We start from the raw sequence: 20,806 nt of genomic DNA on the forward strand, positions 1-20,806 counted from the left end.
CGGGGGCTAGAGTGTGGCAACGGCATCCACCATCTGATGCCGGGTTCCGGTGACCTGCCGACCGCAATATGACGGCATGGGTACTCGGGAGCGCAAAGTACAAATATAGGCGCATCGGGTGGCGACGCGCAAGTGCTGATCCTTGCGCGCGGTGCGATGGTCCGGTATACGGCCCACGGCCGACGAGCACCGCTCCCCCGGGCACCGGGCAGACTGGTGCGATGCAGGAACGCACCGGACGCCGACGCGGAGACGACTCCGCGCATCCCCGCGCCGTCCTCGACAGCGGGTTCCTCGCGCAGGTCGAGCCCGACCGGCACTCGACCGACGCGGTGACGCTCGTCGTCGACGGCACTCCGCAGTCGCACGTGGACCTCGCCGATCCGACGCACCTCTCGTTCGAGTACGTGCGCCGCATCGGCCACGCGATCGACCTGCTCGCCGACGAGGGCGCGCCCCTCACCGCGCTGCACCTCGGGGCCGGCGCCCTCACCCTCCCCCGCTACGTCGCGGCGACCCGGCCGGGCTCACGGCAGCAGGTCGTCGAGATCGAGACCGCGCTCGTCGATCTCGTCCGCGAGGCGGTGCCGCTGCCCCGCGGGGCGCAGATCCGCATCCGCCAGGGCGACGCCCGCGAGGTGCTCGGCAAGCTGCCGCCGGGTCTGCGCGGCACCGTCGACGTGGTGGTGGTCGACATCTTCTCGGGCGCGCGCACGCCCGCGCACGTGACGAGCGCCGAGTTCTACCGCGAGATCGCTCCGCTGCTCGCACCGGACGGCGTGGTCGCGGTGAACGTGGCCGACGGTGGCGCGCTCGCCTTCGCCCGCGCGCAGGCGGCGACCCTCTCGTCGGTCTTCGCGCACGTCGCGATCATGACGGACACGCAGATGCTGAAGGCCAAGCGCTTCGGCAACGTCGTGATGCTGGCCTCGCCCTCGGCGCTGCCGGTGGACGGCCTGCCGCGGCGGCTCGCCTCCGACCCCGCGCCCTCGAAGCTGGTGCAGGGGCGCGAGCTCGAGAACTTCGTGGCCGGCGCCTCCGTCGTCACCGACGACACCGCCACCGCGTCGCCGCTGCCGGCGCGCAGCGTGTTCCAGGTGCGCCGGGGCTGAGCGCAGCCGCGTCAGGCGCCGAGCGTGCCCGTAAACTGGACCGGGGGTCAGCGCCCCTCCTGTCCCCGTCGTCCGCGACGATCAGGATCCGCCCTCCTCGAGGAAGCATCGCCCTGAGCATCATCATCCGCCATGACCCCGCGACCCTCCGCGAGGAGATCGACGTCGACGCCGCCCAGCAGCGCCTCGAGGAGATCGGCGCGCTGCGAAGCCTCGCGGCCCTCACCGAGAAGGCCGAGCTGCTGCGCCTCCTCGACCGCGTGGACGAGGCCTGGGAGGTCGCCACCGAGGCCGTCCGCCGGACCCGCTTCTCGGGCGACCGCGCGGAGCTGCTCTCGGCACGGGTGCGGCGCGCCCGGCTCATGCAGCTGCGCGGACGCACCGACGAGGCCCTCTCGGAGCTCGCGCTCTGCGTCGAGGAGGCGCGGACCCACGAGTGGCACCTCGAGCACTCCCTCGCGCTGAAGCACCGCGGGCTCACCCTCTTCGAGCTCGGCGAGTACGCCCGCGCGGCCCGCGACTTCGACGCGGCCACCGCCCTGGGCGAGCGGGTCGGCGTCCCGGAGGAGGAGCTCGAGGTCGCGCGCCTCGGCTTCGCCGCCGCGACCGAGTTCCAGGACGAGTCGACCCGCGGCCCCCGCGCCGACGGCGTCCTGCGCGGACGTCGGCGCGCCGACGGCGACGAGTCCTGAGACCGGACGAGTCGCGTGGCTGAGCTCCAGCAGGTCGCCGCGTGGGCCGACGAGCTGCTCGCCGCCCACCTGGACTCCTCTTGGAGCTTCGCCTTCGACCACGCGCGCACCCGCGCCGGCGCCTGCCACTGGAGCGACCGCCGGATCACGGTGTCACGCCACCTCGCCGCGCGCTGGAGCGACGAGGAGGTGCGGCAGACCCTCCTCCACGAGATCGCGCACGCGCTGGCCGGGCCGAAGGCCGGGCACGGCGCCGAGTGGCGGCGGACCGCCTCCCGCCTCGGCTACACGGGGACGCGCACGCACAGCAACCGGACCGCCGACGAGCTGGCGCCGTGGGTCGGCAGCTGCCCGAGCGGGCACCTCTTCTACCGGCACCGCCGCCCGAGCCGTCCGCTCGCCTGCGGGCGGTGCGCCCGGCGCTTCGACACGGCGAACGAGATCCAGTGGCGGCGACGGGTCGTCCCCGCGCCGGACCTCGGGTGACGCCGCCGACCGGGCAGTGGCTCGAGGAGGCCGACGGACGCCGCTGGTGGTTCGACTCCGGGAGCCCGGCGCTCGACTTCGCGTACACCGGGCCGATGCGCGGCGCGCCCGGGGAGCGGCTGGGGTCGGACGATGCGCTGGCCGCCTGGCTCCGGGAGCGCTTCGAGGGCGTCGGCGAGGGCGGCCGGCTCGCGGATGCGCTGATGCTGCGCGAGGCGGTGGCGCGGCTCGCGATCGCCGCGGAGGCGTCGGAGCCGGCCCAGCCCTCGGACGTCGACGTCGTGAACCTCTTCGCGGCGATGCCCGACATCCCGCCGTCGCTGCCCGGCGGGTCGCGCCAGGCCGGCCGCTCGAGCGCGAACGGCCGCCAGGCGCTCTCGAGCATCGCCCGCGAGGCGGTCGCGCTGCTGGGCGGCGCGGGCGCGGGGCGGCTGCGCCGCTGCGACGCCGAGGACTGCCGGATGCTCTACCTCGACACCTCGCGCGCCGGTTCCCGCCGCTGGTGCTCGATGCAGCGCTGCGGGAACCGGGCGAAGGTGCGGGCGCACCGCAGGCGCGCCGCGGGGGTGTAGGTCGTCAGCCGACGACCTCCACCTCCTTCCAGAAGGCGACGTAGCCCGAGAAGTCCTTGCCGACGCGGTCGAACGCGGTCGGGTAGGGGTGCGGGTACGACCAGGCGCGGTCCTTGAGCAGGCCGTCGCCGGACTTCACGGAGAAGTACTGGCACTCGCCCTTCCACGGGCAGGTGTACGGGGTGTCGCTCGGCTCGAGCAGATCGCTCGTGACGCTCGAGGGCGGGAAGTACCAGTTGCCCTCGATCGAGATCAGGTCGGAGTCGGGCGCGTCGGCGAGGACGACGTCGTTGAGGACGGCTTTCATGCGGATCTGCTTTCGGTCGCGTGCTCGGATCGGGCGGGGCTCCGCCCTCGGGAGACGCTACGCCGCCCGAGAGCTCGTGCGCGGGGCTTGTGCGATCGGCGAATGCCGGTGCGATCCGGGGGAGGCCTCCCCGCGTCAGCGCAGCACGGTGACGCGGTCGACCGAGTCGACGCGCGCCGCCTCCCGCACGGCGTCGCCGCGACCCGCGGCCGTCAGCAGGCGACCGGAGGCGGACGCCGACAGCAGGTGCCCGCACGCACGGCGCAGGCCCTCGTAGGACGCGGAGGCGACGGCCGCGTCGGGCGAGACGTGATCGATCCCGAGACCGATGAGCGCGTCGATCAGCGCCCCGGCCGCGAGCTGGTCCTCCATCGCGAACCGCGGCTCCCCCGCGGCGTCGACGTCGCCGACGGCGATCACGTTCACGCTGGTGCGGCCGCCGTTCTCGTGCTGGCGCTCGAGCACCCAGCGGGCGACGGCGGTGCGATCGACGAGGCCGGCGCGCACCAGGTGCCCCTCGACGCCCGAGACGTCGAGCTCGACTCCTCCGGGGAGGGCGTCGACCACCACCGTGATGTGCGAGGGGGCGAGCGTGCGCACGGCGCGCGCTCCCCAGTCGAAGCGGATCTGATAGCTCGCCTGGTCGAAGGCGGAGGGCGCGTCGGTCACCCCGCCACGCTACCGACCGGCCGGGCTCCTACACGTCCCCGCCGTCCGGCGCACCCGGTTCCCGCCCGGCGTCCGGCGGAGGAGGATGGCTCCCGTGAAGGTGATGCTGAAGCACGTGCTCGACACCGATCCCGACTCCGCGTGGCGCGCGCTGCAGAGTCCCGCCGTGTTCCGCGAGGTGATGTCCCCCCTGCTGACCGCGGCCTCGCTCGACGAGGGCGGCTTCCGTCCGACCTGGGGCCTCGGCCCGCACGACGTCGCGATGGACGCCCTCGGGATCGTGCCGATGGGCGCGCAGGAGATCGACCTCTCCTACCGCAGGGTGCCGTCGATGCCGGACGTGCGGATCCTCCGCGACAACGGAGCGCCGCTCTCGGGTGCGCTCCGGCTGATCACGGCGTGGGACCACCGGATGGCGGTCGCGCCGCTGCCCGACGGGCGCACGCTGTTCCGCGACCGGCTCGAGTTCGACGCGGGAATCGCCTCCCTCGCGGTGTGGCCCTCGATGTGGGCCTTCTGGCAGTGGCGGGGCATCCGCATCCGGGCGCTGGCGCCCAGCTGGCGGCTCGATCTCGGAGCCGATGCACGCCCCCGAGGGGAGGCGGCGGAATGAGCGGCACCGAGGAGGACGCGATCGAGCTGTCGCGGAGCGAGCTCCTGCGCTTCCGCTGGCCCTCGGGCGAGGAGGAGACGGAGGACGACGACGTCTCGCCGCGCCGGCGCCTCGCCTCCGCCGTCGAGGTCGCCGACTGGCGCCGCCACGTGCAGGCGCTCTACGCGGAGGTGCGCAGGCTCTCGAACATCGACCTGCTCGCCGCGCACTCCTCGTGGATCCGCGGCCGCAACGCCCTGTTCGCCCGCCACCCCTCGACTCCGCTGCTCCCGGCCGACCGGGCGAACTTCCGCTCGCTGCCGGTCGCCCCGTACGACGCGGCGTGGCGGTTCGAGCTCGAGGTCGAGCCCGCCGAGGAGGCGCAGCGGATGGACGTGGACACCGGGACCGACGGCACGGTGCCGTTCGAGCTCGTCGGCACCGTCGCCGTGCCCGACGCCGGGACGCTGGACGTCTGGCGGCTCGCCTCCTACGGCGGCGGCCTCTTCCTGCCGGTGAAGGACGCTCTGGCGGGTCGGCCCGGCGGGACCTACGGCGGCGGTCGCTACCTCCTGGACACGGTCAAGGGCGCCGACCTCGGGCCGGGAGCCACGCCCTCGACCCTCGTGCTCGACTTCAACTTCGCCTACAACCCGTCGTGCGCCTACGACCCCGCGTGGGCGTGCCCGCTCGCGCAGCCGGGGAACACGCTCGCGGTCGAGGTGCCGGTCGGGGAGCGCTACAAGGGCTGACACCGGCTCCTGAGCGGGCTCGGAGGCGCGGCCGATAGCCTCCGGGCGGCGCGCCGTCCGCGCCGGAAAGCAGGAACCAGCATGCCCCGACCCGTCCTCCTCCTCACCGGCACCTCGACCGGGATCGGACGCGCGACGGCGATCGAGGCCGCCCGCTCGGGCTGGAGCGTGGTCGCCACGGTCCGCGACACCTCGCGCGCCGACGGCCTCCGGGCCGCCGCCGAGGAGGCGCGGGTCGAGCTCGACGTGGTGGCGCTCGACGTGACCGACACCGACTCCGTCGCCGCGTGCCTCGCCCACGTCGAGAGCGCGCACGGCGGGCTCGACGCGCTCGTGAACAACGCCGGAGCCGGGCACATCGGCACGGTCGAGCTCGAGGACCCGGAGGAGCTGCGCCGGGTCATGGAGGTCAACTTCTTCGGGACCGTCGCCGTGACGCGGGCGGCGATGCCGATGCTGCGCTCCTCGCGCGGGCGCATCGTCACGGTCTCGAGCGTCGGAGGCGTCATCGGCCAGCCGTTCAACGAGGACTACTGCGCGGCGAAGTTCGCGATCGAGGGCTTCTTCGAGGCCCTCGCGCCGGTCGCCCGCGCCGTCGGCGTGCAGGTCTCGCTGATCGAGCCGGGAGCCGTGCGCAGCAGCTTCGTCGAGAACGTCGGGATCGACGTCCACGCGATGGTCGCCCAGGCGGGCCCCTACGCCTCCGCGCTGGGCTCGTACCTCGACCGCACCGCCTCCGCCTTCTCCTCCAGCAGCGCGCAGGATCCCGGCGACGTCGCCGCGGTGGTGCTGCAGGTGCTGCGGGCCGCCGAGGCGCCGTTCCGCGTGCAGACCTCGGACTGGGCGAGGGAGTTCGCCGGGCTGAAGCTGGCCGACGTCGACGGGTCGCGCGTGCAGTCCGCCATGCGGGGATGGATCGGGACCCACTAGGGTGGGAGGGTGCGAGCGCGAAGACTGCGCTCCCCCGCGTCGTAGAACGCCCCTTGTCCGCTGAGGATTCTCCCGAATCCGAGGACTCTGAGAAGTCGAGGACTCACCCTCCCGATCATCTGGCGCACGTGCATGAGGCCCCCGGCCGCGCGCACCGCTTCGTACGGCGAACGGATGTGACCACCGTCACCTTCGCCCGAACGTCGATCATCCGCGCCCCCGGCCACCGCCGCCGCGGACCTCGATCGACATTGATGCCCGAAAGGCACCACCGCATGTCGACCATCCCCTCCTTCAGTGCCCTCGGCACTCCCGCCCCTCTCGTCGCCGCGCTCACCGCGAGCGGCATCACGGAGCCGTTCCCCATCCAGGTGGACACCCTCCCCGACACCCTCAACGGCCGCGACGTCCTCGGCCGCGGCAAGACCGGCTCGGGCAAGACCCTCGCCTTCTCGATCCCGATGATCGCCCGCCTCGGCGGATCGCTCGCCGGCGGCCGCCGCCGCCCGGGCCGCCCGCTCGGACTCGTCCTCGCGCCGACCCGTGAGCTCGCCACGCAGATCACCGCCGCGATGCAGCCCCTCGCCGACGCGTACGGCATCGTCACCACCACGATCTTCGGCGGCGTCTCGCAGCAGCGCCAGGTCGCGGCCCTCAAGCAGGGCGTCGACATCGTCGTGGCCTGCCCCGGCCGCCTCGAGGACCTCATGAAGCAGGGCTTCGTGAACCTCGACGCCGTCGAGATCACCGTCCTCGACGAGGCCGACCACATGGCCGACCTGGGCTTCCTCCCCGTCGTCACGCGCATCCTCGACAAGACCCCCCGCGGCGGCCAGCGCCTCCTGTTCTCGGCCACGCTCGACAACGGCGTGGACAAGCTCGTCAAGAAGTACCTGCAGAACGAGGTGCTCCACTCGGTCGACGAGGCCAACTCGCCCGTCGCTCTGATGACCCACCACGTCTTCGAGGTCGACGGTCTCGACTCCAAGAACGCCCTCGTGAAGACCCTCGCGTCGGGCACCGGTCGCCGCATCCTCTTCATGCGCACCAAGCACCACGCGAAGAAGCTCGCCAAGCAGCTGACCGGCCAGGGCATCCCGGCGGTCGACCTGCACGGCAACCTCTCGCAGGTCGCCCGCGACCGCAACCTCGCCGCATTCGGCGCCGGCACCGTCAAGGTGCTCGTCGCGACCGACGTCGCCGCCCGCGGAGTGCACGTCGACGACGTCGAGCTCGTGATCCACGTCGACCCGCCCATGGAGCACAAGGCGTACCTGCACCGCTCGGGCCGCACCGCCCGCGCCGGCAGCGAGGGCGACGTCGTCACGGTCGTGCTGCCCACGCAGCGCGGCGACGTGAAGACGCTCCTGCGCAAGGCCGCCATCCAGGTCACCCCGCAGCAGGTCACGGCCGACTCGGCCGCGGTCTCGAAGCTCGTCGGAGACGTCGCGGCCTACGTGACGCCGACCGCGGTCGTCGAGCCCGCCCGCGGCCAGTCGCAGGGCGGACGCTCGCAGGGCGCCAACGCTCAGCGCAAGCGCGTCGCGCGCACCGAGGGCGGCGCAGCCCCCGCGGCGGCCGCGGCGAGCGCTCGGCGGCCCCGCCTCCGACCGTCCCCGTCGCGAGCGCAGCTCGTCCGAGGGCGGAGCCCGCGGCGGCGCGCACCGGCGGCCGCGGTCGCACCGCAGGAGCGGCCTCGACCGGCGGCGGCTCGCGCTCGTTCTACAGCACCGCCACCGGCGGCGCCTCGTCCTCGGCTCCCGCCGGTGGCGAGCGCCGCGGCGGCCGTCGCGCGCAGGGCTGAGTTCGTTTGCGCGCCGCGTAGCGGCGCGCCGCGGTCGGCAGACCGCGTGGTTGCGATCCGCAGAGCGTGTTGCGAACGGCTAGGCCGATTCGCTCGCACGCGAATCGGCCGTTCGCCTCGCGAGGTGTCGGCTGGTCTGCCGAGGAACCCTCGGCAGGCCTGCGCGGGGTCGAGTACAGAAGGCCGGGTGGGACTCGGACGACATCAGTCGTTCCAGGCCCACCCGGCCTTTTCGCGTCCCGTCAGGAGCAGTCGCGCGCTGGACCGAGGCTCAACCCCGGCGAACGTCCCGGAACCGGCCGACGCGAGACCTCGCCCTCGGTTGCAGACGCCATCGGAAGACGCGGCAGCCTCCCCGACCCGGCCGACACCGTGCACGCGCGGCGAAGCCGAACGCGTGATTCGCGTTCCAGCGAATCGCGCTAGGTGGAACGCGCGACGCTCTACGGGACGCGGCCACCTCGCCGAGCCAACTGCGGTGGGCCGCTCCGCGGCCCACAAGACGGCACAGCCGAATCGCGCTAGGCAGAACGCATGACGCTCTGCGGGACGCGGCCACCTCGGCCAGCCGACCGCGGTGGGCCGCCCCGCCGCCCACAAGAGGGCACAGCCGAATCGCGCTAGGCAGAACGCGCGACGCTCTGCGGGACGCGGCCACCTCGGCCAGCCGACTGCGGTGGGCCGCCCCGCGGCCCACAAGAGGGCACAGCCGAATCGCGCTAGGCGGAACGCGCGACGCTCCACGCGACCCCGCCATCCGACCCAGCCGACCGCGGTGAGCCGCCTCGCGGCTCACCAGAGAACTCAGCGCAGGCGCCCGACCGAGGCGAGAGCGGCGCGCACCAGCGCCCCGCGCCCGCCCTCCATCTCGGCGGAGACGGCGTCGGAGGAGGCCTCGTCGGGGGTCATCCACGTCAGCTCGAGGGCGTCCTGGCGCGGATCGCAGGTGCCGGTGACCGGGACGACGTAGGCGAGGGACACCGCGTGCTGCCGCTCGTCGGTGAAGGGGCCCATCCCCGGCATCGGGAAGTACTCCGCGACGTGGAACGGCAGGGGGCTCGCGGGCAGCAGCGGGAACGCCATCGGCCCGAGGTCCTTCTCGAGGTGGCGGAAGAGCGCGTCGCGCAGCGTCTCTCCGTACATCACCCGGCCGGACACGATGGTGCGGGTGATCTGGCCCGACGGGGTCGCGCGGAGCAGGACCCCCACCTCCGTCACCTGGCCGAGGCCGTCCACGCGCACGGGCACCGCCTCCACGTACAGGAGCGGGAGCCGGCGGCGGATGTCGGCGAGTTCGTCATCGGACAGCCACCCGGAGTTCGGGTCAGGGGTGCGCACGCTCATAGGCCCATTCTTACCCGACGTTCATGTCCGTCCGGTTTCGGCGGCGGGCGCGACGGTGCGCTGGACGATGATGGTGCGATGGGAATCGATCCGAACGCGGTGCTGTGGTCCTCGTCCGAGAAGGACCGGACCGGGCGTCCCCTCCTCGTCCTGCTGCACGGCTACGGCTCGCACGAGGGCGATCTGTTCTCGCTCGGCGTGTACCTGCCGCTGGAGCCCGTGCTCGCGTCGCTGCGCGCTCCGCTCGCCCTCGGCGGCGGGGCGAACGCGTGGTGGCCGCTCCGCGTGCCCCTGGATCCCGAGGAGCCGCGGGCGGATCCCGTGGCGGTCGAGGCGGCGACGCGGGGCGTCCTGGAGTGGCTGGACGCCCTCGACCACCCGGGCCCGGTCGGTCTGCTCGGGTTCTCGCAGGGAGCCGCCCTCGCCGTCCAGCTCCTGCGCCGCGCACCCGAGAGGTTCGCCTTCGCCGTCGCCCTGTCGGGCTTCGTCGTGCCGGCCGTCCCCGGCGACGAGGCGGACGCCCGCCTGGTGCGGGAGCGCCCGCACGTGTTCTGGGGGCGCGGGACGCTCGACACCGTGATCCCGGTGGAGCTCGTGTCGGACGCCGCGGCCTGGTTCCCCGGGCACACCGCGCTCGACGCGAGGGTCTACGAGGGCGTGGCGCACGGAGTGGGGCAGGCCGAGCTCGCCGACGTGGGCGCGTTCATCCGCGCGCGCTTCGCCTGATCCGGCCGCCCCCGCGCCCGTCAAGGGTTTGCCCTCGGCGGACGCCCGGGGCAGTGTCGGTAGTGGCAGGGAGGATGAACGCATGCCGAACGTCCTCGATCGCTTCTCCCCCGCCACGCGCGCGTGGTTCGAGGGCGCGTTCCCGGCGCCCACCTCGGCGCAGGAGGGCGCGTGGACGGCGATCTCGAGCGGCTCGCACGCCCTGGTGGTCGCCCCGACCGGCTCGGGCAAGACGCTGTCGGCGTTCCTCTGGGCGATCGACAGGCTGGTGCAGGGGCCGCCCCCCGAGGATCCGCAGCACCGCACCCGCGTGCTCTACGTCTCGCCGCTCAAGGCGCTCGGAGTCGACGTGGAGCGGAATCTGCGCTCCCCGCTCGTCGGAGTCACGCAGACGGCCCTGCGGCTGAGCGCCGAGGGCATCGGCACGGCCCCCTCCACCGTCACCGTCGGCGTCCGCTCGGGCGACACCCCCGCGGCCGAGCGGCGGGTGCTGCAGAAGACCCCGCCGGACATCCTGATCACGACGCCCGAGTCGCTCTACCTCATGCTGACCTCGGCCGCGCGCGAGTCGCTGCGCGGAGTCGAGACCGTCATCGTCGACGAGGTGCACGCCGTCGCGTCGACGAAGCGCGGCGCGCACCTCGCGGTGTCGCTCGAGCGGCTCGACGCCCTCCTCCCGAAGCCGGTGCAGCGCATCGGCCTCTCGGCGACGGTGCGCCCGCGCGAGGAGGTCGCCCGGTTCCTGGCCGGCCGCTCGCCCGTGCAGATCGTCGCGCCCGCCTCCGAGAAGCGCTGGGACCTCAGCGTCGTCGTCCCGGTCGAGGACATGTCCGAGCTCGGCGCGACCACGCAGCAGGAGGGGTCGACGATGGGGGCGACCGGTCCGCAGAGCGGGTCGATCTGGCCGCACATCGAGGAGTCGATCGTCGACCGCGTGCTCGCTCACACCTCCTCCATCGTCTTCGCCAACTCCCGGAGGCTCGCCGAGCGGCTGACCGCGCGGCTCAACGAGATCTACGCCGAGCGCCGCGAGACCGCGGCCGCCGATCGGCGCGAGGCGGGCGAGCCGGTGCCCGTCGGCGCGCTCCTCGAGCAGGCCGCCGGGTCGTCGGCTCCGCGCAGAGCCCCCGCCGAGGCGATGGGGGCCTCGGGTGCGACCAGCGGCTCCGGTCAGTCGGCTCCCGAGGACGAGCCGCTCCTCGCCCGCGCGCATCACGGCTCGGTGAGCAAGGAGCAGCGCGCGATCATCGAGGACGACCTCAAGTCGGGCCGGCTGCGCTGCGTCGTCGCCACGTCGAGCCTCGAGCTGGGCATCGACATGGGCGCCGTCGACCTGGTCGTCCAGGTCGAGACCCCGCCCTCGGTGGCGAGCGCCCTCCAGCGCGTCGGCCGCGCCGGACACCAGGTCGGGGAGATCTCGCGCGGCTCGTTCTACCCCAAGCACCGCGCCGATCTGCTGCACTCCGCCGTCACCACCGAGCGGATGCGCACGGGCCTCATCGAGGCGATCTCGGTGCCCGCGAACCCGCTCGACATCCTCGCGCAGCAGACCGTGGCCGCCACCGCGCTCGACGCGCTCGACGTCGACGAGTGGTTCGACACCGTCCGCCGCAGCGCGCCCTTCGTCTCGCTGCCGCGCTCGGCCTACGAGGCGACGCTCGACCTGCTCTCGGGGCGCTACCCCTCCGACCAGTTCGCGGAGCTCCGGCCGCGGCTGGTGTGGGACCGCGACGCCAACACGCTGACGGGCCGACCCGGCGCGCAGCGGCTCGCCGTGACGAGCGGCGGCACCATCCCCGATCGCGGGCTCTTCGGGGTGTTCATGGTCGGCGAGCCCGGCTCGACCGGCAACCGCGTGGGCGAGCTCGACGAGGAGATGGTCTACGAGTCCCGCGTGGGCGACGTCTTCGCGCTCGGCGCGACGAGCTGGCGGATCCAGGAGATCACCTACGACCGCGTGATCGTGACCCCGGCGTTCGGCGAGCCGGGGCGCCTCCCGTTCTGGAAGGGCGACTCGCAGGGCCGCCCCGCCGAGCTCGGCGAGGCGATCGGCGCGTTCACCCGCGAGATCGGCGGCGCCGCCCCCGACCCGGCGCGCGAGCGCTGCGCGGCCGCCGGGCTCGACGCCTTCGCGACGAGCAACCTGCTGTCCTTCCTCGACGAGCAGCGGATCGCCACCGGGCAGATCCCCGACGACCGCACCCTCGTGCTCGAGCGCTTCCGCGACGAGCTCGGCGACTGGCGGCTCGTGCTGCACTCCCCCTACGGCATGCAGGTCCACTCACCGTGGGCGCTCGCGGTGGGCGCGCGGGTGCGCGAGCGGCACGGAGTCGACGGCGCGGCGATGGCCGGTGACGACGGCATCGTCGTCCGCATCCCCGACACCGAGTCCGAGCCCCCGGGAGCCGAGCTGTTCCTCTTCGAGCGCGAGGAGCTCGAGCAGCTCGTCACGAGCGAGGTCGGCGGCTCCGCCCTGTTCGCCGCGCGGTTCCGGGAGTGCGCGGCGCGGGCGCTCCTCCTGCCGCGCTACAACCCCGGCAAGCGCTCCCCGCTCTGGCAGCAGCGCCAGCGCGCCGCGCAGCTGCTCGACGTGGCGCGCACCTACCCGACGTTCCCGATCATCCTCGAGACCGTGCGCGAGTGCCTCCAGGACGTCTACGACCTGCCCGCCCTCCTCCGGCTCGCCGCGCGACTGGACGGCCGCGAGCTGCGGATCCTCGAGGTCGAGACCCCGACCGCGAGTCCGTTCGCCCGCTCGATGCTGTTCGGCTACGTCGCCGCGTTCATGTACGAGGGCGACAGCCCGCTGGCCGAGCGCCGCGCGGCGGCCCTCTCGGTCGACGCGGCCCTGCTCGGCGAGCTCCTCGGACGCGCCGAGCTGCGCGAGCTGCTCGACCCGGCGGTGCTCGCGCAGATCGAGCGCGAGCTGCAGCGGGTGGAGCCGGAGCGGCGGCTGCGCGGTCTCGAGGGCGCCGCCGACCTCCTCCGCCTGCTGGGGCCCCTGACGATCGAGGAGCTCGGCGAGCGCCTCGTGGACGAGTCGGTCTCCTCGGCCGACGTCGCCGCCGCGCCTCCGCTCGCGCGCGAGACGCTCGACGCGCACGTGGCCGAGCTCGTGCGCACGAAGCGGGTCCTGCCCGTCGGCATCGGCGGCGAGCAGCGCTACGCGGCGATGGAGGACGCCTCGCGCCTGCGCGACGCGCTGGGCGTGCCCCTCCCGATCGGCGTGCCCGTGGCGTTCATCGACCCGGTGCGCGATCCGCTGGGCGACCTCGTGGCGCGCTACGCCCGGACGCACGGTCCGTTCGCCGCGCCCGCCGTCGCGACGAGGCTCGGCCTCGGAGTCGCGGTCGTCACCGACACGCTGCGCCGCCTCTCGGGCGAGCGCCGCGTCACCGAGGGCGAGTTCCGCCCCGACGGCACGGGCACCGAGTGGTGCGACGCCGAGGTCCTGCGGCGCCTGCGCAGCCGCTCGCTCGCCGCGCTGCGCAAGGAGGTCGAACCCGTCGACGCGGCCACCTACGGCCGCTTCCTCCCCGCCTGGCAGCACGTCGGCGGCTCGCTCCGCGGCATCGACGGCGTCGCCTCCGTGGTCGACCAGCTCGCGGGAGCGCCGATCCCGGCGTCGGCGTGGGAGTCGCTGATCCTGCCCGCGCGGGTGCGCGACTACTCCCCCGCCATGCTCGACGAGCTCACCGCGACCGGCGAGGTGCTCTGGGCCGGCGCGGGCACCCTGCCCGGCAACGACGGCTGGGTGAGCCTGCACCTCGCCGACACCGCCGGGCTCACTCTGCCGATCCCGGCCGGCGAGGCGGTCCCGCTCGGCGAGCTGCAGCAGGAGATCGTGGGCGTGCTGGGCTCGGGCGGCGGCTACTTCTTCCGTCAGCTCTCCGACGCCGTCGGCTCGACCGACGACGCGACGCTCGTCGAGGCGCTGTGGGAGCTCGTCTGGGCGGGCCTGCTGACCAACGACACGCTCGCTCCGCTGCGCACCCTCGTCGGCTCGACCGGAGGCGCGCACCGCCAGCCGCGCGCGCCCGCCCGAGCCCGCGCGCAGCGGGGGCGCACGACCGCCCGCCCGACCATGGTGACCCGCGTCGGCCCGCCCACCGCGGGCGGCCGCTGGTCGATCGTCCCGCTGGCCGAGTCCGACCCGACGATCCGGGGGCACGCCCTCGGCGAGACGCTCCTCGAGCGCTACGGCATCGTGACGCGCGGCTCCGTGCAGGCCGAGGGGGTGCTCGGAGGCTTCGCGCTGGCCTACAAGGTCCTCAGCGGCTTCGAGCAGCAGGGGCGCGCCCGGCGCGGCTACTTCATCGAGAAGCTCGGTGCCGCGCAGTTCGGCACCGCGGGGAGCGTCGACCGCCTCCGCACCTTCGTGCCGCAGGACGAGGTGCGCGAGCGTCCGCGGCCCGTCCTCGCCCTGGCGGCGACCGACCCCGCGAACCCGTTCGGCGCCGCCCTGCCCTGGCCGCAGGGCGAGGGCCACCGGCCGGGGCGGAAGGCCGGCGCGCTCGTCGCGATCGTCGACGGTGCGCTCGCCGTCTACCTCGAGCGCGGCGGCAAGACGGCCCTCACCTTCACCGACGACGAGGCGGCCCTCGCCGGCGCGGCCGGCGCCCTCAGCGGGCTGGTGCGCTCGCGCGGGGTCGAGAAGCTCACCGTCGAGAAGATCGACGGAGTCTTCGCCCTCGGCACGCCGCTCGGCGACGCCCTCACCGCCGCCGGCTTCGTCGCCAATCCGCGGGGCCTGAGGATGCGCGCGTGAGCCGCGAGGGGAGCCTCCGTGCCCGAGGGTGACACCGTCTACCGATCCGCGCACAACCTCGCCGAGGCGCTCGACGGCCAGGTCCTGACCCGGTGCGACGTGCGCGTGTCGAAGTTCGCCACCGTCGACCTCACCGGCGAGACGATCGACTCGGTCGTGCCGCGCGGCAAGCACCTGCTGATGCGCGTCGGCGACGCCGTCATCCACTCCCACCTCAAGATGGAGGGCAGCTGGCACCTCTACCCGATCGGAGGCGGCGAGCGGCCGAAGTGGCACCGGCCCGCGTTCCAGGCGCGCATCGTCCTCGAGACCGCCGAGTGGCAGGCCGTCGGCTTCGAGCTGGGGCTCCTCGAGATCGTGCCCCGCACCGCGGAGGAGGACGTCGTCGGCTACCTCGGCCCCGACCTCCTCGGCCCCGACTGGGACTCCGAGGAGGCGCTCCGGCGCCTCTCGGCCGATCCCGAGCGCCCGATCGGCCTCGCCCTGCTCGACCAGCGGATCATGGCCGGACTCGGCAACGTCTACCGCGCCGAGCTCTGCTTCCTCCGTGGGGTGCTGCCCACCCGCCCGGTCGGCGAGAGCGGCGACCTCGTGCGCACGATCGCCCTCGCGAAGAAGCTGATCACCGTCAACCGCGAGCGCATCGAGCGCACGACCACCGGCAACCTCCGCCCCGGCCAGCAGCTCTGGGTCTACGGCCGCGACCGCAAGCCGTGCCGGCGCTGCCGCACCCCGATCCTCCGCGGAGAGCTCGGCGACGACGAGCTGCAGCTGCGGGTCACCTACTGGTGCCCGCACTGCCAGACCTGAGGGCGGTCTACTCCTCGACGGCCGAGCGGTGCCCGGGGACGTGCTTGACGTGCAAGTCGAGGTCGGTGAGCCGCTCGATGCGGTCGACGTGCCGGCCGGCCTCGGCGCCGTCGGCGACGATCCAGCTGCCGACGAGGAGGAAGCCGTCGCGTCCGCCCGCGGTCAGCGGCCCGGTGACGGTGAAGGAGCCGATCGTCGGAGTGGAGAAGGTGACGCGCACCGGGTCGCCGTGAGCGAGGCCCTCGGCGGAGCGGTCGCCCTCGCCGGTGTCGTCGGCGCTCTCGCCCGCGAGCGCGATGCTCTGGATCTCGGTCCCGGTGCTGAGGAACACGTCGGCGACGACCAGCTCGCCTCCGACCGCGCGGCGCACGACGCCCTCGATGCCGTACAGGCCGTACCGGGGCGAGCGGACGAGGACGCGGGCCGTGTCGCCCACCGCGATCTCGGCCAGCGCCCCGCGGATCGACTGCATCTCGCGTCGGGCGGGCGGAGCGGACAGGGCGTCGAGGATCGGGCTGCGCATCCGATCAGGGTAGCCGCCGAGGGCGGCACGCGTAGGAACGGCCCGGGCCCGGACGACCCCGGGAACACGGAAGGCCCCGCAGCTGCAGGGCCTTCGAGGGAGTGCGGAGACGGTGGGATTTGAACCCACGGAACCCAATAAAGGGTTCTCCACCTTAGCAGGGTGGTGCACTCGACCGGACTATGCGACGTCTCCTGAGCGCTCGCCAGGCGAACGCACGACGACCATCATAACCGCACCCGTGAGGCGGGCGTGACACCCGCCGGACCGACCGTGAGGGTGCGGCCTACTGCTCGTCGAGCGTGCGGCCGACGGTGCAGGTCTCCTGCTCGGCGGTCTGACCCGACACGTCGCTCGGCAGAGCGACGGTCGCCTCGGGGGCGGGCGTCGCCGGGTCCGCCGTCGCCGCCGGATCGGTGGTCGCCGGGTCGGTCGCCGCGGGGTCCGAGGTCGCCGCCGGGTCCGACGTGGCCGTGCCGGTCGACTCCGATCCGCCGCCCGTCGTGCCGGTGAGCGCGATCGGCTGATCGGCCAGCAGCGCGGCGTTCAGAGCACCCGCCGCCTCCTCGCTCGGGTAGACGCCGTTGCCGTCGATGTAGGTGGGGTACTGCACGAAGACGACGCTCGCGAGGTCGACGTCCTTCACGGCCAGGCCGATGGAGACCATGGTGTTGACGTTCTCGAGCGAGGTCGAGAGCTGCATGTTCGAGACGGCGGCCTTGGCCAGACCGTAGAGCGCGACCGGGTTCGACAGCGTGGAGGCGCTCTTCACCTTGCGCACGAGCGACGACAGGTAGACCTGCTGGCTCGAGATGCGGGTGAGGTCGCTGCCGTCGCCGACGCCGTGCCGGGTGCGGAGGAACGCGAGCGCCTCGGCGCCGACCAGCGTGTGCGTGCCCGCGGGCAGGTTCAGACCGGTGTACTCGTCCTCGATCGGCGAGGCGACGCAGACGTCGACTCCGCCCACGGCGTTCGACATCTCGATGACGCCCTCGAACTGGATCAGCGCCGCGTACGGGATCTCGAGGCCCGTGAGCTGCTCGACCGTCTGCACCGTGCAGGCGAGGCCGCCGTAGCTCAGCGACGTGTTGATCTTCGCCGAGCGGAGCGGATCGGAGACCGCGCCCGTCGTCGGGTCGGTGCACGAGGGGATCGGCACGTACATGTCGCGGGGGAAGCTGATGACCTCCACGGTCGAGTGGTCCTCGGAGATGTGCATCAGCATCGTCACGTCGTTGAGGTTCTCGGAGCGGTCGCCGTAGGCGCCCTCGGCCGAGCCCTCCGCGCTGTCACTGCCCGCGAGCAGGATGTTGACTCCGCCCTCGATGGCGCCGATCTCGGGCACGGCGGTGGAGCCGTCGGTCGAGCCGACGTCGAGATCGACCGAGGGACGGGCGCTCCCGGCGATCATCGACACCGCGATGGCGACGATGCAGACCGTGCTGAGGACGCCGACGCCGACGCACGCCGCGAGGATCCGCGCCGCGAAGCGCAGCCCGCTCTGAGGTCGGAGGCGACCGTGCCGGGCGGCGGTCCTCCGGGTCGCAGCGGGTTCGCTCATCAGGACGTACTCTCTCTCGGGCGTCCGGCGCGGCTCACGACGTGAGGTCTCGCCGGCGGGGCGGTTCGAGGAGGAGCGTACCCGGCGATCCCCGACGGCGGCTCCGCGCACCGGAGCAGGCGCCTGTGAGTCGGCGCCGAGGAGCCGGCGCGGCGGGGCCGGCGCAGAGGGTCAGCCGAAGAACCCGACCGAGCAGGTCTGCTGGTCGGCGCTCTGACCGGTGACGGGCACGGCGACCTTCGTCTCCTCCGCGGGGGTCGCGGGGTCGGCCGGAGTGCCGGGGGTCGCCTCGGCGGTCGCGACGGGGTCGGTCGTGGCGGGGCCCGCTGCGGGCGCCGGCGCCGACGTGGCGGAGGCCTCGCCCTCGACGACCGCTCCCGCACCGGTCCCGCCGGTGAGCGCGATCGGCTGATCCGACTGGAGCGCTGCGGCGAGCAGGTCGCCGGCCGCGCGGTCCGGGACCACTCCGCTCGAGACCGCACCGGTCGGGTACTGCGCGAAGACGACGTTCGCGAGGTCGACGTCGCTGAGGGCGAGCCCCATCTGCACCATCGTGTTGACGTTGTTGAACTCGGTCGACAGCGTCATGTTGCTGAGGGCCGCCTTGGCCAGCCCGTAGAGGGCGACCGGATTCAGCAGCGTGTCGGAGCTCTTGATCTGGCGCACCAGCGCCGAGAGGAACACCTGCTGGTTGCTGATGCGGGTGAGGTCGCTGCCGTCGCCGATGCCGTGGCGGCTGCGGAGGAACTGCAGGGCCGCCATCCCCTCGAGGGTGTGCGTGCCCGGCTCGAGGTAGGTGTTCGTGTAGGGGTCCGCGATCTCGGTGGCGACGCAGACGTCGACTCCGCCGACCGCGTTCGACATCTCGATGACACCGTTGAACTGCACGACGGCGCCGTAGTCGACCCGGACGCCGAGGAGGTCCTCGGCGACTCCGGCGACGCAGCCGAGGCTGATGTCCTTGCCCATCGCCTCGTTGATCTTGGTGTCGTAGCGGGTGGGGATCGTCTCCCCGGTCGCCGCGTTCACGCACGAGGGGATGTCGACGTACATGTCCCGGGGGAAGCTCACGACGGTCGCGTTGCTGTGGTCGGCCGAGACGTGCATCAGCATGTTCACGTCGTTGAGGACGCTCGTCTCCTCGTCGGGGTCGCCGTAGGCGTCGCCCTGGCCCTGCCGCGAGTCGCTGCCGACGATGAGGACGTTGAAGCCGCCCTCCAGCGCGCCGATCTCGGGCACCGCGGCGGCCGCCTCGACGCTCGACCCGGCGGCGACCGGATGCAGATCGACCGACGGCTGCGCCGACTGCACGAGCAGCGTCGCGGCGATGGCGACGACCGAGACGGAGGCGACGACGCCGACTCCGGAGATCGTCGCGGCGGCCTTCACGAGCGTGCGCGCGAGGCTGTGCCGCTTCTGGCGCCCGTGCCGCACGAAGGGTCGCGGCGTGCGCGCCGACTCGTCCGCGGCGGAGGGCTCCGTCGAAGGGCGCGTCCTGCGCATCCGTCTCCCGTTCGTCTCGAGTGCTGGCGGTGGTGGGCGGATCGGGACGCATCCGGCCGGAGGTGGAGCAGGGACTCGCGGAGGGATCGCCCTGTCCGCGTCGGGCCATACTACCCAGAGTCGCCCCGGACCTCACCCGGACCGGTCACGACAGACCTCCGCCACCTCCCGCCCCGGCCCGAGGGAACCGATTCGAGCGAGCGGACATATCCCGTCATGACCACTTCCTCTCCGCCGCGGGACACCGCCGAATCCTCGTGGGCGAACGTCCTCACGGGAGATCCGGACGGCTTCGGCAGGCTCTACGACACGTACAGGCTCCGCGTCTTCTGGCACGCGCTCCGGCACACCCGGGCGCTGCACGACGCCGAGGACATCACCGCGCTCGTCTTCCTGGAGGCGTGGCGCAAGCGCACCGCGATCCGCCTCGTCGACGGCTCCCCCCTCCCCTGGCTGCTGGCGACGACCAACAACGTGGCCCGCGACGTCGACCGCTCCCGTCGACGCCACCAGCTCGCGCTCGGCCGGCTCCCCGAGCCGAGCCACCAGGAGGACTTCTCGGACGCGGCGGGCGAGCGCATCGACACCGCGCCGCGCCGGGAGGCGATCCGCAGCGCCTTCGCCGGCCTCGCGGCCCGCGACCAGGACGTCCTCTCGCTGTGCGTCATCGCCGAGATGCCGATCGCCGAGGCCGCGCGCGTGCTCGGCGTCCCCGTCGGCACGGTGAAGTCGCGCCTGTCCCGGGCGAAAGTGAAGCTCGCCACCCTGATCACCGACCTCACGGCCGATGCAGCCACCGATGGAGGTGCACGATGAACGACAAGCCCGTCCTCGACCCCGACCGCGATCGCGCCATCCGCGCCATGATCGTCGAGACCGCCCGCGCCGAGAAGTCGCGTCCGTCCCTCCGCACCCGGGCCTCGCTGCTCATCGGGCTGGTGCTCGCCGCGCTGCTCGTCTCGGGCGGCGGAGTCGCGATGGCGCTGACGGGGATCATCCAGATCCCGGTCGCCGCGCCCGCCCCGGTCGAGACGCCGACCGCGACCCCCACGCCGACCCCCACGCCGACACCGACGACCACCCCTGCGCCGCCGCCGGCTCCGGAGCCGACCCCCGCCGCCGTCGACCTGAGCTCGTGGGTCATCGGCTTCGAGGGAGTCGGGCCGATCGCCTACGGCGCGCCGATGGAGGACGCCGTGGCCGAGCTCGACACGACAGCGCTCGTGCCCTTCGACTGGGGCTTCGAGGGCTGCCTCTCGGACAAGAGGGACGTCGCGGAGAACACCTGGGCGTTCCTCATGGTCGATCCTGACGAGTCGGGCGCCGTGGACCTCATCACGGTCGCGAACTACGTGGACGGCGACGGCGTGCAGAGTCCTGCGTCGCTTCCGCGGACCGCGGCGGGGATCACGCCGGGCTCGACCCGGGCGGAGCTCCTGGCCGCCTACCCGGAGATCACGGAGGAGGAACCCGTGGCGACCGAGGCGGTCTACTCGCTGAAGGATGCGCAGGGCCGCTCGCTCTGGTTCCGGATCGCCGGCGCGACCGACACGGTCGCTTCGATCACCCTCGACACCGGATCGCAGCTCACGCTCGGAGGGTGCGGCGCGTAGCGCTCACGACGGAGCGGCTCCCCCGAGAGGAGGGAGCCGCTC

The 20,806-nt window shown here is 73.6% G+C and carries 19 protein-coding genes and 1 tRNA gene; 13 read left to right on the forward strand and 7 right to left on the reverse strand.

Translation table 11 applies throughout. The features are described from left to right. Window positions 1-221: 221 nt before the first annotated feature. The 4 genes from GSU68_RS13855 to GSU68_RS13870 all read left to right on the forward strand — a co-directional run bounded on the left by GSU68_RS13855 (window position 222) and on the right by GSU68_RS13870 (window position 2,862). Window positions 222-1,112 carry a fused MFS/spermidine synthase gene (locus GSU68_RS13855; protein WP_159909242.1) on the forward strand — a complete coding sequence of 297 codons (891 nt, stop codon included), beginning with the start codon at window positions 222-224 and terminating at the stop codon, window positions 1,110-1,112. Window positions 1,113-1,372: 260 nt separating this feature from the next. Continuing rightward, on the forward strand, window positions 1,373-1,804 hold the full coding sequence (locus tag GSU68_RS13860; protein WP_208544573.1) for a hypothetical protein: 432 nt from the start codon (window positions 1,373-1,375) through the stop codon (window positions 1,802-1,804). 15 nt (window positions 1,805-1,819) lie between these two features. Beyond that, on the forward strand, window positions 1,820-2,290 hold the full coding sequence (locus tag GSU68_RS13865; protein WP_159909244.1) for a SprT-like domain-containing protein: 471 nt from the start codon (window positions 1,820-1,822) through the stop codon (window positions 2,288-2,290). Further along, window positions 2,287-2,862, forward strand: a complete 576-nt coding sequence (locus GSU68_RS13870; protein WP_244259283.1) for a CGNR zinc finger domain-containing protein — start codon at window positions 2,287-2,289, stop codon at window positions 2,860-2,862. The genes GSU68_RS13865 and GSU68_RS13870 overlap by 4 nt, the downstream gene beginning before the upstream one ends. Before the next feature lie 4 nt (window positions 2,863-2,866). On the opposite strand, the gene GSU68_RS13875 is transcribed toward GSU68_RS13870, so the two are convergent. After that, window positions 2,867-3,169, reverse strand: coding sequence for a DUF427 domain-containing protein (locus tag GSU68_RS13875; RefSeq protein WP_159909246.1), 303 nt, complete (start codon window positions 3,167-3,169; stop codon window positions 2,867-2,869). Between the two features lie 135 nt (window positions 3,170-3,304). Further along, entirely contained in the window at window positions 3,305-3,838 is a 534-nt protein-coding gene (locus GSU68_RS13880) for a 2-phosphosulfolactate phosphatase (RefSeq protein ID WP_159909248.1), read from the reverse strand. A gap of 103 nt (window positions 3,839-3,941) precedes the next feature. On the opposite strand from GSU68_RS13880, the gene GSU68_RS13885 reads away from it, so the two are divergent. The 4 genes from GSU68_RS13885 to GSU68_RS19890 all read left to right on the forward strand — a co-directional run bounded on the left by GSU68_RS13885 (window position 3,942) and on the right by GSU68_RS19890 (window position 8,454). Continuing rightward, entirely contained in the window at window positions 3,942-4,451 is a 510-nt protein-coding gene (locus tag GSU68_RS13885; protein ID WP_235021794.1) for a hypothetical protein, read from the forward strand. Beyond that, window positions 4,448-5,182, forward strand: coding sequence for a DUF1684 domain-containing protein (locus GSU68_RS13890; RefSeq protein ID WP_159909250.1), 735 nt, complete (start codon window positions 4,448-4,450; stop codon window positions 5,180-5,182). The genes GSU68_RS13885 and GSU68_RS13890 overlap by 4 nt, the downstream gene beginning before the upstream one ends. Window positions 5,183-5,263: 81 nt before the next feature. Beyond that, window positions 5,264-6,112, forward strand: a complete 849-nt coding sequence (locus tag GSU68_RS13895; protein WP_159909252.1) for an SDR family oxidoreductase — start codon at window positions 5,264-5,266, stop codon at window positions 6,110-6,112. A 275-nt stretch (window positions 6,113-6,387) separates the two neighbouring features. Further along, a complete protein-coding gene (locus GSU68_RS19890; RefSeq protein WP_244259284.1) occupies window positions 6,388-8,454 on the forward strand; it encodes a DEAD/DEAH box helicase in 2,067 nt (688 codons plus the stop codon). Between the two features lie 266 nt (window positions 8,455-8,720). Here GSU68_RS19890 and GSU68_RS13905 read toward each other — a convergent pair whose 3' ends face one another. Beyond that, window positions 8,721-9,260 (reverse strand): NUDIX hydrolase family protein, encoded by a 540-nt coding sequence (locus tag GSU68_RS13905; RefSeq protein WP_085474994.1) that lies wholly within the window; start codon window positions 9,258-9,260, stop codon window positions 8,721-8,723. Window positions 9,261-9,338: 78 nt separating this feature from the next. Here GSU68_RS13905 and GSU68_RS13910 point away from each other — a divergent pair, with 78 nt between their 5' ends. From GSU68_RS13910 to GSU68_RS13920, 3 genes are all read left to right on the forward strand, one after another. After that, complete coding sequence (locus GSU68_RS13910; protein WP_159909254.1) at window positions 9,339-9,986, forward strand: alpha/beta hydrolase-fold protein; 648 nt, start codon at window positions 9,339-9,341, stop codon at window positions 9,984-9,986. An 82-nt stretch (window positions 9,987-10,068) separates the two neighbouring features. Then, window positions 10,069-14,754: an ATP-dependent helicase gene (locus GSU68_RS13915; protein WP_159909256.1), complete on the forward strand. Its 4,686-nt coding sequence runs from the start codon at window positions 10,069-10,071 to the stop codon at window positions 14,752-14,754. Between the two features lie 18 nt (window positions 14,755-14,772). Further along, entirely contained in the window at window positions 14,773-15,564 is a 792-nt protein-coding gene (locus tag GSU68_RS13920; RefSeq protein WP_159909258.1) for a DNA-formamidopyrimidine glycosylase family protein, read from the forward strand. Between the two features lie 7 nt (window positions 15,565-15,571). On the opposite strand, the gene GSU68_RS13925 is transcribed toward GSU68_RS13920, so the two are convergent. The 4 genes from GSU68_RS13925 to GSU68_RS13940 all read right to left on the reverse strand — a co-directional run bounded on the left by GSU68_RS13925 (window position 15,572) and on the right by GSU68_RS13940 (window position 19,151). Continuing rightward, window positions 15,572-16,087 (reverse strand): hypothetical protein, encoded by a 516-nt coding sequence (locus tag GSU68_RS13925; protein ID WP_159909260.1) that lies wholly within the window; start codon window positions 16,085-16,087, stop codon window positions 15,572-15,574. A gap of 104 nt (window positions 16,088-16,191) precedes the next feature. Then, a tRNA-Ser gene (locus GSU68_RS13930) sits at window positions 16,192-16,282 on the reverse strand. A gap of 91 nt (window positions 16,283-16,373) precedes the next feature. After that, window positions 16,374-17,648, reverse strand: a complete 1,275-nt coding sequence (locus GSU68_RS13935) for an LCP family protein (RefSeq protein WP_159909262.1) — start codon at window positions 17,646-17,648, stop codon at window positions 16,374-16,376. 171 nt (window positions 17,649-17,819) lie between these two features. After that, entirely contained in the window at window positions 17,820-19,151 is a 1,332-nt protein-coding gene (locus GSU68_RS13940; RefSeq protein ID WP_159909264.1) for an LCP family protein, read from the reverse strand. Window positions 19,152-19,367: 216 nt separating this feature from the next. On the opposite strand from GSU68_RS13940, the gene GSU68_RS13945 reads away from it, so the two are divergent. Together GSU68_RS13945 and GSU68_RS19895 are read left to right on the forward strand one after the other, a co-directional pair. Then, window positions 19,368-19,967, forward strand: coding sequence for an RNA polymerase sigma factor (locus tag GSU68_RS13945; protein ID WP_159909266.1), 600 nt, complete (start codon window positions 19,368-19,370; stop codon window positions 19,965-19,967). Further along, complete coding sequence (locus GSU68_RS19895) at window positions 19,964-20,764, forward strand: hypothetical protein (protein ID WP_244259285.1); 801 nt, start codon at window positions 19,964-19,966, stop codon at window positions 20,762-20,764. Before GSU68_RS13945 ends, GSU68_RS19895 begins: the two co-directional genes overlap by 4 nt. Window positions 20,765-20,806: the final 42 nt, after the last annotated feature.

Source organism: Rathayibacter sp. VKM Ac-2759 (assembly GCF_009834225.1).
Lineage (GTDB): Bacteria > Actinomycetota > Actinomycetes > Actinomycetales > Microbacteriaceae > Rathayibacter.

Bases quoted from the DNA above. Each gene is read 5' to 3' on its own strand.
- GSU68_RS13905 (WP_085474994.1), bottom strand. From the start codon at position 9,260: ATGAGCGTGCGCACCCCTGACCCGAACTCCGGGTGGCTGTCCGATGAC.
- GSU68_RS13875 (WP_159909246.1), bottom strand. From the start codon at position 3,169: ATGAAAGCCGTCCTCAACGACGTCGTCCTCGCCGACGCGCCCGACTCC.
- GSU68_RS13935 (WP_159909262.1), bottom strand. From the start codon at position 17,648: ATGAGCGAACCCGCTGCGACCCGGAGGACCGCCGCCCGGCACGGTCGC.
- GSU68_RS13855 (WP_159909242.1), top strand. From the start codon at position 222: ATGCAGGAACGCACCGGACGCCGACGCGGAGACGACTCCGCGCATCCC.
- GSU68_RS13925 (WP_159909260.1), bottom strand. From the start codon at position 16,087: ATGCGCAGCCCGATCCTCGACGCCCTGTCCGCTCCGCCCGCCCGACGC.
- GSU68_RS13910 (WP_159909254.1), top strand. From the start codon at position 9,339: ATGGGAATCGATCCGAACGCGGTGCTGTGGTCCTCGTCCGAGAAGGAC.
- GSU68_RS13895 (WP_159909252.1), top strand. From the start codon at position 5,264: ATGCCCCGACCCGTCCTCCTCCTCACCGGCACCTCGACCGGGATCGGA.
- GSU68_RS19895 (WP_244259285.1), top strand. From the start codon at position 19,964: ATGAACGACAAGCCCGTCCTCGACCCCGACCGCGATCGCGCCATCCGC.
- GSU68_RS19890 (WP_244259284.1), top strand. From the start codon at position 6,388: ATGTCGACCATCCCCTCCTTCAGTGCCCTCGGCACTCCCGCCCCTCTC.
- GSU68_RS13940 (WP_159909264.1), bottom strand. From the start codon at position 19,151: ATGCGCAGGACGCGCCCTTCGACGGAGCCCTCCGCCGCGGACGAGTCG.
- GSU68_RS13890 (WP_159909250.1), top strand. From the start codon at position 4,448: ATGAGCGGCACCGAGGAGGACGCGATCGAGCTGTCGCGGAGCGAGCTC.
- GSU68_RS13915 (WP_159909256.1), top strand. From the start codon at position 10,069: ATGCCGAACGTCCTCGATCGCTTCTCCCCCGCCACGCGCGCGTGGTTC.
- GSU68_RS13945 (WP_159909266.1), top strand. From the start codon at position 19,368: ATGACCACTTCCTCTCCGCCGCGGGACACCGCCGAATCCTCGTGGGCG.
- GSU68_RS13885 (WP_235021794.1), top strand. From the start codon at position 3,942: ATGCTGAAGCACGTGCTCGACACCGATCCCGACTCCGCGTGGCGCGCG.